The organism is Endozoicomonas sp. ONNA1, from assembly GCF_024606325.1.
GTDB lineage: Bacteria > Pseudomonadota > Gammaproteobacteria > Pseudomonadales > Endozoicomonadaceae > Endozoicomonas_A.
On the sequence record NZ_JAHHPN010000924.1, the window covers coordinates 1 to 15,139 of the forward strand.

Sequence of the window (15,139 nt, forward strand, 5' to 3'; positions counted from 1 at the left end):
TTTACTGGCGGTTACCACATGACGACCATCAGCACTGAAGACAGCTGAATTGACCCAGCCGTCATGAGCAATGGAGGCCTTTTCTATCCAGACTCCGTCCTTGAGACCATAGATTTTCACCGTTTTATCTTGACTGGCGGTCACCACATGGCGGCCATCGGCGCTGAAATTGGCTGATCTCACACAACACTCATGACAAATGATGGCTTCTGGTTCCCATGATCCACCGGCCTTATGACCATAAATTTTCACCGTACTATCGTCACTGGCAGTCATCACACGGCTGCCATCGGGACTGAAGGTGGCTGAGGAGACCCAGGCAGAATGAGGAATGACAGCCTTTGCTTCCCACGATCCATCGGCCTTCTGAACATAGATTTTCATCTTGGAGTCGTCACTGGCGGTCAGCACATGGGTGCTATCGGGACTAAAGGTGGCTAATCTGACAAAACTGTCATGGGGAATGGAGCCTTTCTCCAGCCATGATCCATCGTCCTCCTGACGATGGATTATCGCCTTGTCATCAGCACCGGCGCTTATCACATAGCGGCGATCAGCGCTGAAGCTGGCTGACATGACCGCAGCTTCATGGAAAATGGTGGCTTTTGGTGCCCAGGATCCATTGGCTTCCTGACCATAGATTCTCGCCGAGTGATCATCACTGGAGGTCACCACAAGAGCGCCACCGGGACTGAAGGTGGCTGAGTTGACCTTTTCACCATGAGTAATAGTCAATTTTGCTTCCCATGATCCATCGGCCCTGAGACCATAGATTCTCGCCCTGCCATCATCACTGGCGGTGACCAGATGACTGCCATCGGGACTGAAGGTGGCTGAGTTGATAAAGTCAGTGTGAACAATGTTAGTTTTTACCTCCCATGATCCACTGATGCCCTGACCAGAGATTTTCGCTATGTTATGACCGAAAACCGCAGTGTTGGTCACCACATGCCGACCATCGCCGCTGAATGAGGCTGATACAATCTGGCTACCATGAGAAATCTCGCCTTTTTCAACTAATTTAAATGTTTTACATTTAGACATCAGTTCACTCATGGTGAAACAGAAAATAGCTGGAAATGCATCACTCTCCCGGCGACCTGCAATTGACTCGATTAGCGTCTCATCATTCGTAAACTGCCCCAACCAGCCGCTGAGTTGGTTGTTGTCTTTGGTACTGATGACTGTCTTTAGTTGAGCCTGATGTGCTGAAGGAAACCGGTGATACCAAGCCTTCGCCAGAGCATCACCTTCTTGAATAGCATTGTAGAACTTGAAGCATGTCCGTTTTAAAAGGGCCACAGTTGGAAGATTCAAAGAGTCAATGACTTTATATTTGATTTCTAAGGGCAGTTCCTCCAGTAAAGATTCACACTGGTGAGATTCACTGATCTCCCTACCCATACCGATACCGGTTGGTGAATCTGATCGGGAAGACTTAGGTAACGTCGGGGGTGAATCAACACTCTTGGAGTTGTCGTTTATTTGCTTAATATCCGGTGTCATTTCTGTTTACTCCAAAGCGGGTATTTGTCCTGATTTTGAAATGCGATTCAAAAGATGAGGCAAATTGGACTCGGTTTTAGAGTAAAAGTTCATAACATGTCGAACAGTGGTTCAGACCATTTCAGCCATATTGTGAAACGGTCCTTAATCCGGGAGCTGAACAATGGCCGGTAGTATATGAAACACCACCAGGGAACCACAACAAAGCCTTTTGAAGTAGAAGCTGCCTGAAAGTCGGGCAGGTGCTAATATCAGCCGCAGCACTTCTTGTATTTTTTGCCACTGCCACAAACACAGGGATCATTACGGCCCGGTGTTTTTTCTACCACCTTGGTGGTGGGCAGGTTCTTCAGCAGTTCCAGGTCGGAGACATCTTCCTGCTTCTCTTCATCGACCTCAATGATGTAAAACCAGCCATTCTCTTCAAAGATGGCCGATAACTCCTGCTCACGCTCTTCATTCTGAACAACCACACTGGCAGGGTTTTTCTCAGTACCCAGTCTGGCTGTTTTCTTGCGCTCAAAACCCCGGTTGTGTTTATCCGCAAGGTTCATCAGACGGTTGCCTTCGGCATAAAGCATAGGTAGCCCACCATTCTTGATCGTAAATTCTGTATCCGCACCCGATAACCTCCAAGCACGAACAGCCAGTAAAACCGGCGTAATCTAATGGATTTGAGAGGATTTAGCCAGAAGTCTGATGATTTTTTAGTCAAATAACTCATTATCCGGCTTCCAGATTCCCGGGACTCACACCAGCGAGTCCTGATCGCTGACTCAAGAATGCTAAGGGCTAAGTAGAATTACTGAAATCAACTTTGAATACTTGACGCCCTCTTCTTTATATTTGATTATCCGCATATACAAATATTCAAACTTTTTCTTCAAATCATCAGCCAACCTTGTTGTTGTGAGGTCACCATGGCGGTAAAAGTAGGTATTAATGGTTTTGGTCGAATCGGTCGCCTGGTGTTGCGTGCTGCTTTTGACTGGCCAGAACTGGAGTTTGTCAGAATCAATGACGTAGCAGGCAGTGCCCCAACCCTGGCGCACCTTCTGGAGTTTGATTCTGTTCAGGGTCGCTGGTCGCGCACTGTCTCAGCCACTGACAACAGCATTACCGTTGATGGCAAGACGATCATCTGCAGTCAGATAAAAGAGATAGACGACCTGGACTGGTCCGATTGCGATGTGGTTATTGACGGCACCGGCGTACACAAGAAAACACCAATCCTGCAAAAATACCTCAACCAGGGCGTCAAACGGGTAGTTGTCACTGCTCCTGTAAAAGAAGAAGGTGTTCTTAATGCCGTTATAGGTGTCAACGACCACCTGTTCGATCCGGAAACACACCGGATTGTAACGGCTGCATCCTGTACCACCAACTGCCTGGCACCTGTCGTAAAGGTCATTCACGAAAATCTGGGTATTGTCCGTGGCAGCATGACGACGATTCACGACATCACCAACACCCAGACGATTCTGGATGCACCACACAAGGATCTTCGTCGTGCCAGAGCCTGCGGAATGTCCCTGATCCCAACCACTACCGGTTCCGCAACAGCCATTACTCATATTTTCCCGGAATTGAAGGGCAAGCTGAATGGCCATGCAGTTCGGGTGCCACTGGCCAACGCATCTCTGACCGATGTGGTGTTTGAAGTGGAAAGAGACACCAGCATTGAAGAAGTGAACCAGCTGCTGAAGTCCGCTGCAGAAAATGAGCTCGAAGGCATTCTCGGTTATGAGAACAAACCTCTGGTTTCCATCGATTATCTGGGCGATACCCGCTCCAGCATTGTGGATGCGCTCTCAACCATGGTGGTCAATAATCGAATGGTGAAGATCTATGCCTGGTATGACAATGAGATGGGTTATTCAGTAAGAACGGCTGAACTGGCCAGAAAAGTCGGGTTAGCCTGATTTGATGATGACACCACTGCTTTCTATCCTGTTTCTCTGCACGGGAAACTCGGCCCGTTCCCAGCTGGCAGAAGCCATCTTTCGCAATATGGCCGGTAATGACTTCAGAGTGTTCAGTGCTGGTACTCAGCCCCAGGGCATTGATGACAGGGTCTTTCAGACACTGAAAAAGCGGGGCATTCCTACTGACGGCCTGAAAAGCGAAAGTCTGGAGGATCTTGATGAACAGCAATTTGATTATGTCATCACCCTGTGTGATAACGCCAAGAACGAATGTGCTCACTATCCTCAATCAGATGCCCTGTTACACTGGGACCTGGCAGACCCCAGACAACAGGATGGGCTGACCCCGTTTGACAACACTGCTGACATTCTGGAGGGACAAATCAAACTGTTTCTACAGTTGAATACTCCCGGTGTTATCAAAAGCGACTCCAACCCGGATGAGTTTTTCAAGCTGCTTTCAGACAATACACGATTGCGTATTCTCATGCTGATTGAAGATGAGCATGAACTCTGCGTCAATGATCTGGTGGTCGCCCTTCAGGAAAGTCAGTCCAAGATTTCCCGCCATCTGGCACAGATGCGAACGTTAAAGATATTGAGCTCCCATCGTCGTGCCCAGAACATTTTCTATCGCCTCAATCCGGAGCTTCCGCCTTGGATGGAGCTGGTTCTGGCGGTAACAAGAACCGGCCAGCCGGACTTCATTAATCAGGAAAAGATCCGCCTGAAAGCACATGCTTCAAACAACAGTCTAAACAACATTTCAAACAACACTGCATCAGCAAATGCCGGGAAAATATGATACTGAAGAACCTGTCGTATGACCTCAGACAATATTTGCTGGTCACGTTCAATTACTGGAATTTTACCCTGACCGATGGCGCCCTCCGGATGCTGGTCGTACTGCATTTTTACAGTCTCGGCTATGAGTCTCTGGAAATTGCCATGCTGTTTCTGTTCTATGAGTTCTTTGGTGTCGTCACCAATCTGGTCGGTGGCTGGCTGGCTTCCAGACTGGGATTGAACCGAACCATGAACTTCGGTCTTGGCCTGCAGATTATTGCCTTATTGTTACTTACGGTACCTACCCAATGGCTGACCGTGCCACTGGTTATGTTTGTCCAGGCCCTGTCAGGTATTGCTAAAGACCTGAATAAAATGAGCGCCAAAACATCGATCAAAAAACTGGTCAGCAATGAACACCAGGGCAGGCTTTATCAGTGGATTGCCATCCTGACAGGATCAAAAAATGCTCTCAAAGGGGCTGGTTTCTTTTTAGGTGGTACGCTTTTGTCAATGATCGGCTTCAAAAATACGCTGTTTGCCATGGCGGCCGTTCTGGCCCTGGTTCTGATTATGAGTCTGATCTGGCTGAACCGGGATATGGGCAAGTCCAAAGCCAAAGCGAAATTTAGCCATATATTTTCTGACAACCGCGCCATTAATATCCTTTCAGCAGCCAGAATGTTTCTGTTTGGCTCCCGGGATGTCTGGTTTGTTATTGCCCTGCCCGTCTACCTATCCAGTGTCTTCGGATGGAGTCACTCTGAAACCGGTGGTTTTATGGCCCTCTGGGTGATGGGGTATGGTTTCGTGCAAGGGCTGGCACCACGGATTACCGGTCATGAAAGCGATTCCCCCCCCGGACGTACATCTGCCACTGTCTGGGCAGCAACACTGTTATTATCTGCACTGGCTGTTGCCTTTGGCATCCAATTGGAATGGTATCCTGAGCTGACCATTATCGCCGGACTGCTGGTGTTCGGAGCCATCTTTGCCATCAACTCCTCACTGCATTCTTACCTCATTGTCAGCTACGCCCGTGAGGATGGTGCGTCCATGGATGTGGGATTCTATTATATGGCCAATGCCATGGGTCGACTCATGGGTACCCTGTTATCAGGCTGGCTGTTTCAGGTGGGTGGACTGGCTGTCTGTCTTTGGGTATCTTGCCTGTTCATTGCCCTGACAACACTAATATCCCGGGGCCTGCCGAGGCTCCATCCCCACGCAACTTCCTCCCGATAACAATCATTAAGACACAGACTTAATCCATAAAAAAAGGTACAAATGTACCAATAAAAACCGCTGTTTTCGTCAGCATCCAGTTTGAAAAGGTCAAGAAAGTGTCAGAACCCATAAAAAAGGCTATTAAAAGTTCAATTACCACAATCCCTGTGCCATTATTTATTGTTTAATCATCATGACAGGGACTCTCCCCGTCTTTTCCGGGTCTAAGCCCTTTACTGGCAGGACTTTGACCAACCCATTGGAGAAAAATAGTGAAAAAAGTTCTCAAAGTGACCGCGTTGGCCGCTGTAGTTGCTCTTGCCGCAGGTTGTAAAGATGACACCCAACCCATTACCGAAGAAGTCAAGCTGGAATCCCCTGAACAGAAAGCCGCCTACGCTATGGGGGCTTCCCTGGGCAATTACGCTGATCAAACCCTCAAGCAGCAGGAAGAAATGGGTATCACCATTGACCGTGATCTGCTCAAAAAAGGATTCATGGAAGCCTTGAATGGCGAGAGCAAGCTGAACGATGACGAGATTCGCTCCGCCCTGCAGGGTCACGAAGAGCGTATCCGCCCGATCATCGAGAAGAAGGTTCAGGAACGCCTGGACGAAGACCGCAAGAAGGGTGAAGACTTCCTGAAAGAAAACGCTAAAAAAGAAGGTGTGAAAACCACTGATTCAGGCCTGCAGTACGAGGTGATTGAAGCCGGTGAAGAAGGCGCTGCAAAACCGGGCCTTGAAGACCAGGTCACTGTTCACTACAGGGGTACCCTGATTGATGGCACCGTTTTCGACAGCAGTGTTGAGCGCGGGCAGCCAGCCACCTTCCCTCTGAACGGTGTGATCAAAGGCTGGCAGGAAGGTCTGCAACTGATGCCAGTTGGCTCCAAGTACAAACTGTATGTCCCTGCTGAACTGGGTTACGGTGATCAGGCTGCCGGGTCTATCCCACCCGCTTCTACCCTTATCTTCGAAGTTGAACTGCTGGATATCGCTGACGATGACGACAAAAACAGCAAGGGCAAAAACAGCAGCGATAAAAACAACAGTGACAAGAAATAAGTTCTGATTATTGTTTTCAGTGAGTCAAAAAGGCCGGAAATCTTCCGGCCTTTTTTTATGGTCGACCCACGGCCCTTCGACATCTTCAGTTCATGCAAAGATTGAGTACAGGTCGATATCAGACCAGAAACTCAAATGGCTCAGACTCCCGATCATCTATACTGGACCCCTGCTGAGAAAATTATCAATGCATTTTTGTTGAGGAACCGGAATGCGCTTTTCAGACGTGACTCTTGTGTTGACCCTTCTTCTGTTGGTAACCGGTAGTTATGGCTATGACTTATCCGACCCCACTCTTGTTGAGATTGACCGCCGTACCGGGCAAAAGCCTTATATCACCAGAGAATATTCTCCTGACTGGCTTCGTTCTTCACAAAGCCTTTCCGGACAATGGCTGTCCCTTGCCCGAAATTGTGTCATTTTTTTTAGGAGTCGGGATCAACAGATTGAGTTCATGAAAAGTCAGCTACCAGCTAGCGGCATGAACCCTGAAGATCCTGTGCTTTTCTCTGAAGCAGAATTATCAGCACTCAATGCAGGTATTCCGGACATGCCTGAACCGCCACCATTTGAAGAGACTTCTTCTGAAGAGGCTCCTTCTCTGGATAGTGACTCTCGTGGCAGCCCAGCTATCAGTATATCCGAACTGTTTGATCGAGCCGGTGGCATTGATGACATTCAGCAATTGTTTGCAGAACAAAAACTAACCCCTTCCAGGCTGGTTGAAAATATTTATGACTGGTACGACAAAAAGCTACCAGACAGCTTGAAGGATGTACTGATTGAGCGAAACAAAGATCTGGCAATGCAAATGGCTAAAGCCTCGGATGAGCGATGGCTAAAGTGTATTTCAGAATACCGGGGTGTTATTGAAGCGTGTAAAAAACAACGGATTATCCGTCAGCTGGAAGGTATTCCAATTGCCGTAAAATCAGAAATCAACGTTGCAAGCTATCACCCGACCGCTGGCATTGATCGTAAAAAAATGCCCTATCATTCGCCATTTTACACGGTGAATAAAGAGACTGAATCTGAAGTGGTTCGATTGTTAAAGAGTGAGGGTGTTATTATCCTGGGGATAACCAATCAACATATTTTCGGGCTTGGGGCAACGGGAGAAAATCCTCACTTTCCCAGGATCGCTAATCGTTTCAGTCCCTTTCATATCCCGGGTGGATCATCAAGTGGTAGTGCCCTTATGGTTGCGCTTGGCCTGTCACCATTAACGGTAGGTACTGATGGTGGCGGGTCCATCTCCATTCCTGCCTCATTAAATGGCTTGCCCGGTCTTAAACCCACCACAGACAAGATTTCCACCAAAAATTATGAAAATGCAGCGCCAGGTTTGACGGCCATTGGACTCATTGGTAGTCGTTTTAAAGACATCGCCCTCGGTTATCAGGTTTCAAGCGGACGCCTTCCCACCATCCAAGTGGCTGAAACTTTGAAGACGCTCAAAATAGGTCTTGATCCCGAGTGGCTTGAACATGCAGACAAAGAAGTTTCAGAGAAGACATTTGAGTGTCTTGACCGACTGGGTACCCAACTTAAAAAACTCCAAACTCGCAAAAACAGCCTCTTCGTCAGAATGCAATTTATGCCTGAAAACTTCAGAAAACGGCTCTGGGCGACCCATATGATCCTGTTTGGGCACCGGGAAGCGGAGGGGAAATTCAAATTTATGGGCATCGTTGACATGCCGAGTGAAACCGAAATGGCTTTGTTGATGGGCAAGGCGGTGTCTTATGAACAGCTCCAGCGAGCCAAACATAACCAGGAAGTGTTGGCAGATCACTTTGAAAAAAATATATTCTCAAAGGTTGATGTTGTTGTCATGCCAACGACGCTGACACCAGCAACAGCCAAATTGAATTACTGGCTGCAAAATACTGCTGGCGAGTTGAATTTATCCAATGCGTATCTTCTGGCATTTAATACTTCCCTGGCTAACCTGACAGGAGGCCCCAGAGTGACCATTCCCTGCGGCTTTAATCATGAAGGTCTGCCTTTTGGCCTTCAGGTAATGGGTGCTAAAGACAGCGAATATATCTTACTTGCACTTGGCAGTTTGCTTGAGCAGGAAATGGGTAGAGAACTGATGGAAAAGGCGGACAGCAACACCTTTGTGAAACGTTTTAGACCCCACGAAAAACCATCCCCTGATGCTGGTCTTCGCAGCGAGCTTTAAAGTCAGGATAAAAAATTTATCGCCATTGTGAACTGGCTGCCGCATTAAAAAATGAACGCTTCGGCTCCTCAACTGTCAAAACTTATATATACAATGCACTAAAGGAGTTCAAGGATGTTGAAGTGTTTTTTCTTGTCAAGGCAATGGGCTATATGGGCCTGGGGAGGACTTGCCGTGATGCTGACCTCAATCTTTATTGAAGTCAGCATGATGGTCAAGCTGAATGAATGGTATGGCGAGATGTGGGATATGATGCAGCTGGCCAAACCGGAATCCATTGACCGCTTCTGGAAGCTGATACTGGTATTCTGCACCATTGCTTTTCCTTTTGTGTTACTGAGAAGCCTCTCCAACTTCCTTTCACAGCACTTTTGCTTTCGCTGGCGGCAAGCCATGACCCTGACTTACCTGCCCTTCTGGCAGAAAATAGATCGTGATATTGAAGGTGCCTCCCAACGCTTACAGGAAGACCCTCAGCGTTTTGCCAGAGTCACCGAACTACTTGCCCTGGGGCTGTTTCGCTCCATTCTGACCTTGATCGCTTTTATTCCTATTCTCTGGACACTCAGTGAAGAGATATGCGACAAGCTGGCGAACTGGCTCAGCAGCCCGGCATTTATGGAGAACTATGATAAAATTCCGCTATCACTGAAAGGCATGGAAATCATGAGTCAGATGCCGGGCTCCCTGCTCTGGTTTTCCTGTCTGTTGTCTTTCAGTGCCATCATCATCTCCTATTATGTGGGTATCCGCTTGCCTGGACTTGAATACAACAACCAGAAAGTCGAAGCCAGATTCAGAAAACAGCTGGTTTATGCCGAAGACGATAAAACCTACGCCGACACACCCACGCTGCTGGAGCTCTTTACCGGACTGCGTTTTAACTACTTTCGACTGTTCCTCAACCACTCCTATTTCGCCCTCTGGCAGAACTTCTTCTTTCAGTTTGTAGTGATTGCCGACCTGATGGTCATTGGTCCGGGTGTTATTTACGGCATCATCTTAATGGGGACTTTAAACAGAGTGTCCCATGCATTCAGCAGTGTTTCAGACAGCCTTTCCTACTTCACTGAAAACTGGGCAACCGTCACTGAGTTGTTATCCATTATTAAACGACTCAGAGAGTTTGAAGTGAATATCGGTTATCGTTCTGAATCAGGGTCGTCCTAGCTGTCGAAAATTCAATACAAATCTTAACTCTGTGCTCGCGTTGCTCTGGCTTCTGCATCCATGCGCAGCGAATTGGTCGGCCTCCTGGACCTTTCCGGATCGTTTAGTATCCTTAACAACTAAAGCATCAGCCACCCTTCAGAAAGCAAATCTATTACGGACTTAATAATATGAAAATTAATATAATCAGACATTTATTAATTCTTCTAATTATTTTTTTTATTTCAAATGAGGTATCTGCTCAATCAGTTTGCCCTATTTGTCTTGAAATATTGCACTATGAGGATAAAAGTATTTCTTTATGCTGTCAGCATGCATTTCATGAGCATTGTATTTTACGTTGGAATAAAAGAGAAAAAAAAAACACATGCCCAATATGCAGAAAGGAACTAATCTACCATCACGATTTGCATATTTTAAAAGCTCATGACTTATGCGGAAAAGTTCCTTACATTAAAATTGAAATCACACCCCACCTTTGCTCTTTTTCTGAACTTTACTCTGTCAGATCGAGAGTAGATGAGGTTTTATCTGTAATCTTAAAACAAGAAATTGATATGAGATTGGAAAAAGAAATTGAACGCTTAAGATTGAAGATCATTAATTTACATCTTGTTGACGATGATGACGATGACGATGACTTGTGAAAGCATTACAGTCGTTCTGTGCTATCAAGCTGATTGAAACCGGAATGCTGACCTGCCGTGTTGACGTGTCTGATCCGTCCGTGGACGTATGAAGAAGTCATGCACGATGACTTTCTTCCAAAGGATCCGCCGCACTAAGAGGCTGACCGAGAATAGCGCCCGTCCAGGCGACCAACAACTCTTCACTGCTGAGCAACAACGCCCTTTTCTATTCGCTGACTCAGATCAGCCAGCAAATAGCTGAAGCTTTCAACCCATTGCTCAGGACTGCTTCCTTTTGGGAGATTTCTGGTTAACCTGACGGTGCGAGATTCAACACTTGCCTGTTTTTTAAGAAAGGTAAAACTGGCATCCAGCTCCAGATTGTTGCCAGACCAGGCCAGATTACTGATATCGACAGCCACTGTGATCTCAGGTGCCTGACTCCTCAACCAGGGGCCGGATTGAACATCAGAACGGGGGAACAATGCTTTCAGATTCTGAGTCAAAGTACGAGTTATTGCATCCTGTAGAGGTTCACCCCAGCGTTGATTATCGTAGCGGATAAGCTTATACCCACCGTCGTTTACAATCAGACTGGATCGATCCATCCAGCCTGGAATCCTGACCGGAGCCACACCAATTGATGGCACTGAACTGTGATCGGGTTTATCTTCGACCGCAGGTTTCAGGGTGAAGTACTGAAAAGGCGTGACACGACTCGCACAGGCCGACAAAAGAAGAACGGCAAGCAGAGGCAAGAACCATTTAACGTTATTCTTCATGACATTACTCACCTGTATCTCTGCCCAACAGCACTGAACCCGGCTGTTCTTCCAACAACTCTGCCAACTCCCTGACAGCATCCGCCGAGCGACTGATGTCTTTACTGCTGCGATCCAGCTGATACATCAGTGGCGAGTCAGGCGCCATGGTATCACTCAGTTCCACCGTCGTTTGCTCCACCGTTTTTAGCGTAGCTTCTACTGTCGACAATACCTCGTTCACCTTGCCAAGCGTTTTTGGCAGTTCTTTTTCAATAGCCTGAGACATCTGGTTCATGCTCTCAGCCATAGGGACAAATTCATCCCTGATGTCTGACATACTTTTGGCCATACCCTCTGACATGGCCCCAAACTGAACAAAAGCCTTATTGAGGTTCGCTGGCATCTGCTGAAATGCCTGACTGCCACTGATGGTATTCAGGTTGTGAGCAATGCTTTTCAGATCAGTGATCAGCGCAGGTAGATTCATTTTGTCCAGATCCTGGGTAATGGTTTCAAAATCTGTGGGCACCGTCGGGAGCTGTGGATATTGGGTAGAGACAGGAATCGTTCGAGAGCTGGCTTTATAGAAGTCCACTTCAATGTACAACAACCCTGTCAGAAGACTCTGGGTTTTCAGCTTGGCGGCCAGCCCCCGGGCCACCAGCTGTTTCACGATATCTTCAGGAATTTTTCCTCCCTTACCGATCACCATGTCCGGATAAATATCGATAAACACCGTGTTTAATAACTCTTCCTTGTCAACATACAGCTGGGTGCGAATCTCTGTGACTTCTCCAATTTTGACCCCCCGCAGCGTAACAGGAGCACCAATATTCAGACCCATAACACTACTGTCGTAGATCAGCTCATAACGCTCTTTGCTGTGACTGGAATAACTGCCTTGACCAACAAACATGGCAAGACCCAATGCCATTAAGATCATGGCGATCACGAACAGGCCAGCAAAAATGGAGTACCTTTTTTTATTCATCGTCCTCTTTCCCCGTAAGTCGGTTGAAGACTCTCTCCGGAAGCCCGTTGAAGACTCCGCCCACGGGACAAAAATTCCCTGACCAGGGGCTGAGAGCTGTGTTTCAGCATATGGGACGGAGCCCCGGTATCCAGCTGTGTTTTAGTTTGCGCATCGAGAAATACGCCATTGGAGCCTATGGCAAAAATACTTTCCAGCTCATGGGTGACAATCACAATCGTCACCCCCAGTGACTGACTGAGCCGAAGAATCAGATCGTCCAGGCGTCTGGCGCTCAATGGATCAAGGCCGGCTGATGGCTCATCAAAAAACAGCACATCAGGGTCCAGAGCCATAGCCCTGGCCAGACCGGCACGCTTGGCCATACCGCCACTGATTTGCGATGGAAAATAGTTTTCGTAGCCCGCCAACCCGACCAGAGCCAATTTGTAACCCACCAGATCGACTATCTCTGCCGGTTTCATCCGGGTATATTGTGTGAGAGGAAAACCAACGTTTTCTGCCAGAGTCATGGCACTGAACAGGGCACCACTCTGATAAGTGACTCCCCATCGTTTTCGCATTTCCAACTGTTGCTGCTCTGTAGCAGAAAAGTAGTCAAGCCCCTCATAGGCAATAGTTCCAGCGGCTGGCTGATACAGTCCGATCATATGCTTGAGCAAAGTGCTTTTACCACAACCGCTGCCACCCATAATCACAAATACATCGCCTTTGTGAACTTTGAAGGTCAGGTCCTGCTGGATAAGGTTGCTGCCGTATTTCATAGTCAGCTGGCAGACTTCGATCGCAGCTCCTGTTTCAGAGCTGGTTTTGGCCATTGCTTCGGGATCTGGCGTGTCCATTATCAAATACCCAGCCGGAAATAGAGAATATTCAAACCTGCATCCGCTACCACCAGATAGACAATGGCAGTGACCACAGCCGTAGTGGTTGCCTTACCCACTGCTGCAGAAGAACGGCCACAGGCCAGCCCGGCCTGACACCCGGCAAAACTGATCAAAATAGCGAACACCAGACTTTTAAATAAGCCGGTCATCACATCGGCCATGACAAAAGCACCGGAAAGCTGGTGAAAATACTGAGTGAAGGTAATGTCCATGCCCAAAGCCACTACTGAGCCTCCCAGCATGCCCAATACATCGCTATAAAGCGTCAACAATGGCATGGCCACAATAAGAGCCAGCATTCTGGGAAGCACCAGATATTCTACGGTCTTAATGCCCAGCGTGGTAAGCGCATCGACTTCTTCATTGACCTGCATGGTACCCAGCTGCGCGGCATAGGCAGCTCCTGTCCGCCCCGCCATGATAATAGCCGTCATCAAAGCTCCCATTTCACGAACCATACCTAAACCAACAAGATCAGCAACGTAGACTTCAGCTCCAAACTGACGTAACTGAACTGTCCCCAGGTAAGCCAGAATCATGCCCACCAGAAAGCTCAGCAACGTCACGATGGGAAGTGCCACTGGCCCGGCCTGATGCAAAAACTGAAAAAAGTCACCACGCCGGACATCACTGCGCATCCTGAACATTCTTAGCATTCCGAGCGAGATATCTCCCAGAAAAAGCACAAAATCTTCCAGCCACTGAAACACCCCTTTCGCCAGAGACTCCAGCGACTTCAATGAAAAGAAGGCTTTTTTAGTCGAAAAGTTTTGCAAAGGAACTGCGATGGCCAACTGATGTAGGTTCAGGGCATCTTCCGGCAACCCGGAGAGCAACAGCTTTATATTATTACTGTCACAGTGTCGTTGAAGCTTGAGCAACCAGGCGGAAAACCCGGAATCCCACCGAAAGGAAGCGTCGGTCTGTAGATCGAGCGTCTTAAGGTCGCCCGGAACCATCTCAGGGATTATCTGCGCAGCATCAGGTAATCCCTGATATCGGTCCCAACTACCGGAGAGGCTGGCACTCATGTGTTCTGGATTAACTTTGTACGCTATCTTGAAACTGGGTGATGCCATCGAGCCTGAAAGCACTGAAGAAATAAGCCACAAGCATATAGACAAAAATGCAGCGGGTAAATGTTCCCGTGGCAGACTTTACTCTGCTTCCAAAGCTACCCATGAATAAGGATTTGTGCCGGGAGGTGTGTCTGCGGTGGTCAGGATCATTCCATAAGCAACCAACAGATTCGTTGCATAAAGCCATTGCCACGCAACTGACCCAATGAAGGTTGTTTTCACCTCGCAACTGAAAGGTCTTTGTCGTTTATAATAAGTTGGTAAATCAAGTTCTGCATAAAATCCCGCTTTTACGACACCCTCTCTTCGTCGGGAAGTCGGGAAGATGGTCAAGCAGGCCATCAAGCTGCTACATAAACAGCTTGACGATGCTCTCCTGAAGCCTGTCAATTTCAGCGGAGGAAATCGGAGCTACAAAAATAGTGTCGTCGCCCGCTACACAGCCCAGGATACCATCGGAGCGGCCGACGGAATCCAACAGCCGTGCAATCATCTGGGCTGCCCCCGGACTGGTTTTGATCACAATCAACATACCGTTGTTGGCTACGTCTTCCACCAGATCCCTGACCGCGATATTGGAATCCATTCTCCCCAGTTCAGGGGGTAGACAATACACTTGTTCATTACGGGCATTGCGAACACGAACAGCACCGTGACGACATAGTAGCCGGGAAACTTTTGATTGACTGATGTTTTCAAAACCCTGACTCTGAAGCTGCTCGACAATTTGGCTTTGGGATCCGCAACGCTCTTCTTTTAGCAACTGCCTGAAAGCCTTAATGAGTTCTTCCTGTTTTTGACTGGCCATAATCTTTGTTGATTACTCCTGAAATCCCAGACAGTAGTGACCAGAACCCTGGCCTCCTCTAGCAGCCTGACCGAGAATGGCGCCCGTAGCGAGGACGGCAGAAAATTGAGGA

15 protein-coding genes are annotated in these 15,139 nt (G+C 47.9%); 7 read left to right on the top strand and 8 right to left on the bottom strand.

What is annotated here, in order from left to right; translation table 11 throughout:
- Together KDK19_RS21935 and KDK19_RS21940 are read right to left on the bottom strand one after the other, a co-directional pair.
- Positions 1-1,506 (bottom strand): WD40 repeat domain-containing protein (locus tag KDK19_RS21935; RefSeq protein ID WP_257288319.1); only part of this gene is annotated, 1,506 nt, incomplete at its 3' end.
- Between the two features lie 251 nt (positions 1,507-1,757).
- Positions 1,758-2,087, bottom strand: coding sequence for a PBPRA1643 family SWIM/SEC-C metal-binding motif protein (locus KDK19_RS21940; protein WP_257254297.1), 330 nt, complete (start codon positions 2,085-2,087; stop codon positions 1,758-1,760).
- Positions 2,088-2,426: 339 nt separating this feature from the next.
- On the opposite strand from KDK19_RS21940, the gene KDK19_RS21945 reads away from it, so the two are divergent.
- The 7 genes from KDK19_RS21945 (at position 2,427) to KDK19_RS21975 (ending at position 10,516) form a co-directional block, all read left to right on the top strand.
- Positions 2,427-3,428 carry an ArsJ-associated glyceraldehyde-3-phosphate dehydrogenase gene (locus tag KDK19_RS21945; protein WP_257254298.1) on the top strand — a complete coding sequence of 334 codons (1,002 nt, stop codon included), beginning with the start codon at positions 2,427-2,429 and terminating at the stop codon, positions 3,426-3,428.
- Positions 3,429-3,432: 4 nt separating this feature from the next.
- Positions 3,433-4,236 carry a metalloregulator ArsR/SmtB family transcription factor gene (locus KDK19_RS21950; protein ID WP_257254299.1) on the top strand — a complete coding sequence of 268 codons (804 nt, stop codon included), beginning with the start codon at positions 3,433-3,435 and terminating at the stop codon, positions 4,234-4,236.
- On the top strand, positions 4,233-5,462 hold the full coding sequence (arsJ, locus tag KDK19_RS21955; RefSeq protein ID WP_257292941.1) for an organoarsenical effux MFS transporter ArsJ: 1,230 nt from the start codon (positions 4,233-4,235) through the stop codon (positions 5,460-5,462). Before KDK19_RS21950 ends, arsJ begins: the two co-directional genes overlap by 4 nt.
- 254 nt (positions 5,463-5,716) lie before the next feature.
- The gene (fkpA, locus tag KDK19_RS21960) at positions 5,717-6,511 is read left to right on the top strand and encodes an FKBP-type peptidyl-prolyl cis-trans isomerase (protein ID WP_257292942.1); all 795 of its coding nucleotides are present in this window, start codon (positions 5,717-5,719) and stop codon (positions 6,509-6,511) included.
- A gap of 211 nt (positions 6,512-6,722) precedes the next feature.
- Positions 6,723-8,699: an amidase gene (locus KDK19_RS21965; protein WP_257254302.1), complete on the top strand. Its 1,977-nt coding sequence runs from the start codon at positions 6,723-6,725 to the stop codon at positions 8,697-8,699.
- Positions 8,700-8,813: 114 nt separating this feature from the next.
- Positions 8,814-9,869 (top strand): putative transporter, encoded by a 1,056-nt coding sequence (locus KDK19_RS21970; RefSeq protein WP_257292943.1) that lies wholly within the window; start codon positions 8,814-8,816, stop codon positions 9,867-9,869.
- 170 nt (positions 9,870-10,039) lie between these two features.
- Positions 10,040-10,516: an RING finger domain-containing protein gene (locus KDK19_RS21975; protein WP_257254305.1), complete on the top strand. Its 477-nt coding sequence runs from the start codon at positions 10,040-10,042 to the stop codon at positions 10,514-10,516.
- A 182-nt stretch (positions 10,517-10,698) separates the two neighbouring features.
- Here KDK19_RS21975 and KDK19_RS21980 read toward each other — a convergent pair whose 3' ends face one another.
- The 6 genes from KDK19_RS21980 to argR all read right to left on the bottom strand — a co-directional run bounded on the left by KDK19_RS21980 (position 10,699) and on the right by argR (position 15,027).
- The gene (locus tag KDK19_RS21980; protein WP_257254306.1) at positions 10,699-11,280 is read right to left on the bottom strand and encodes a membrane integrity-associated transporter subunit PqiC; all 582 of its coding nucleotides are present in this window, start codon (positions 11,278-11,280) and stop codon (positions 10,699-10,701) included.
- 4 nt (positions 11,281-11,284) lie between these two features.
- Positions 11,285-12,253: an MlaD family protein gene (locus KDK19_RS21985; RefSeq protein ID WP_257254309.1), complete on the bottom strand. Its 969-nt coding sequence runs from the start codon at positions 12,251-12,253 to the stop codon at positions 11,285-11,287.
- Complete coding sequence (locus KDK19_RS21990) at positions 12,250-13,095, bottom strand: ABC transporter ATP-binding protein (protein ID WP_257254310.1); 846 nt, start codon at positions 13,093-13,095, stop codon at positions 12,250-12,252. Before KDK19_RS21990 ends, KDK19_RS21985 begins: the two co-directional genes overlap by 4 nt.
- A 2-nt stretch (positions 13,096-13,097) precedes the next feature.
- A complete protein-coding gene (locus KDK19_RS21995; RefSeq protein ID WP_257292944.1) occupies positions 13,098-14,171 on the bottom strand; it encodes an ABC transporter permease in 1,074 nt (357 codons plus the stop codon).
- A gap of 126 nt (positions 14,172-14,297) precedes the next feature.
- A complete protein-coding gene (locus KDK19_RS22000; protein ID WP_257254312.1) occupies positions 14,298-14,561 on the bottom strand; it encodes a hypothetical protein in 264 nt (87 codons plus the stop codon).
- A gap of 7 nt (positions 14,562-14,568) precedes the next feature.
- A complete protein-coding gene (gene argR, locus KDK19_RS22005) occupies positions 14,569-15,027 on the bottom strand; it encodes a transcriptional regulator ArgR (RefSeq protein ID WP_257254314.1) in 459 nt (152 codons plus the stop codon).
- Positions 15,028-15,139 lie beyond the last annotated feature (112 nt).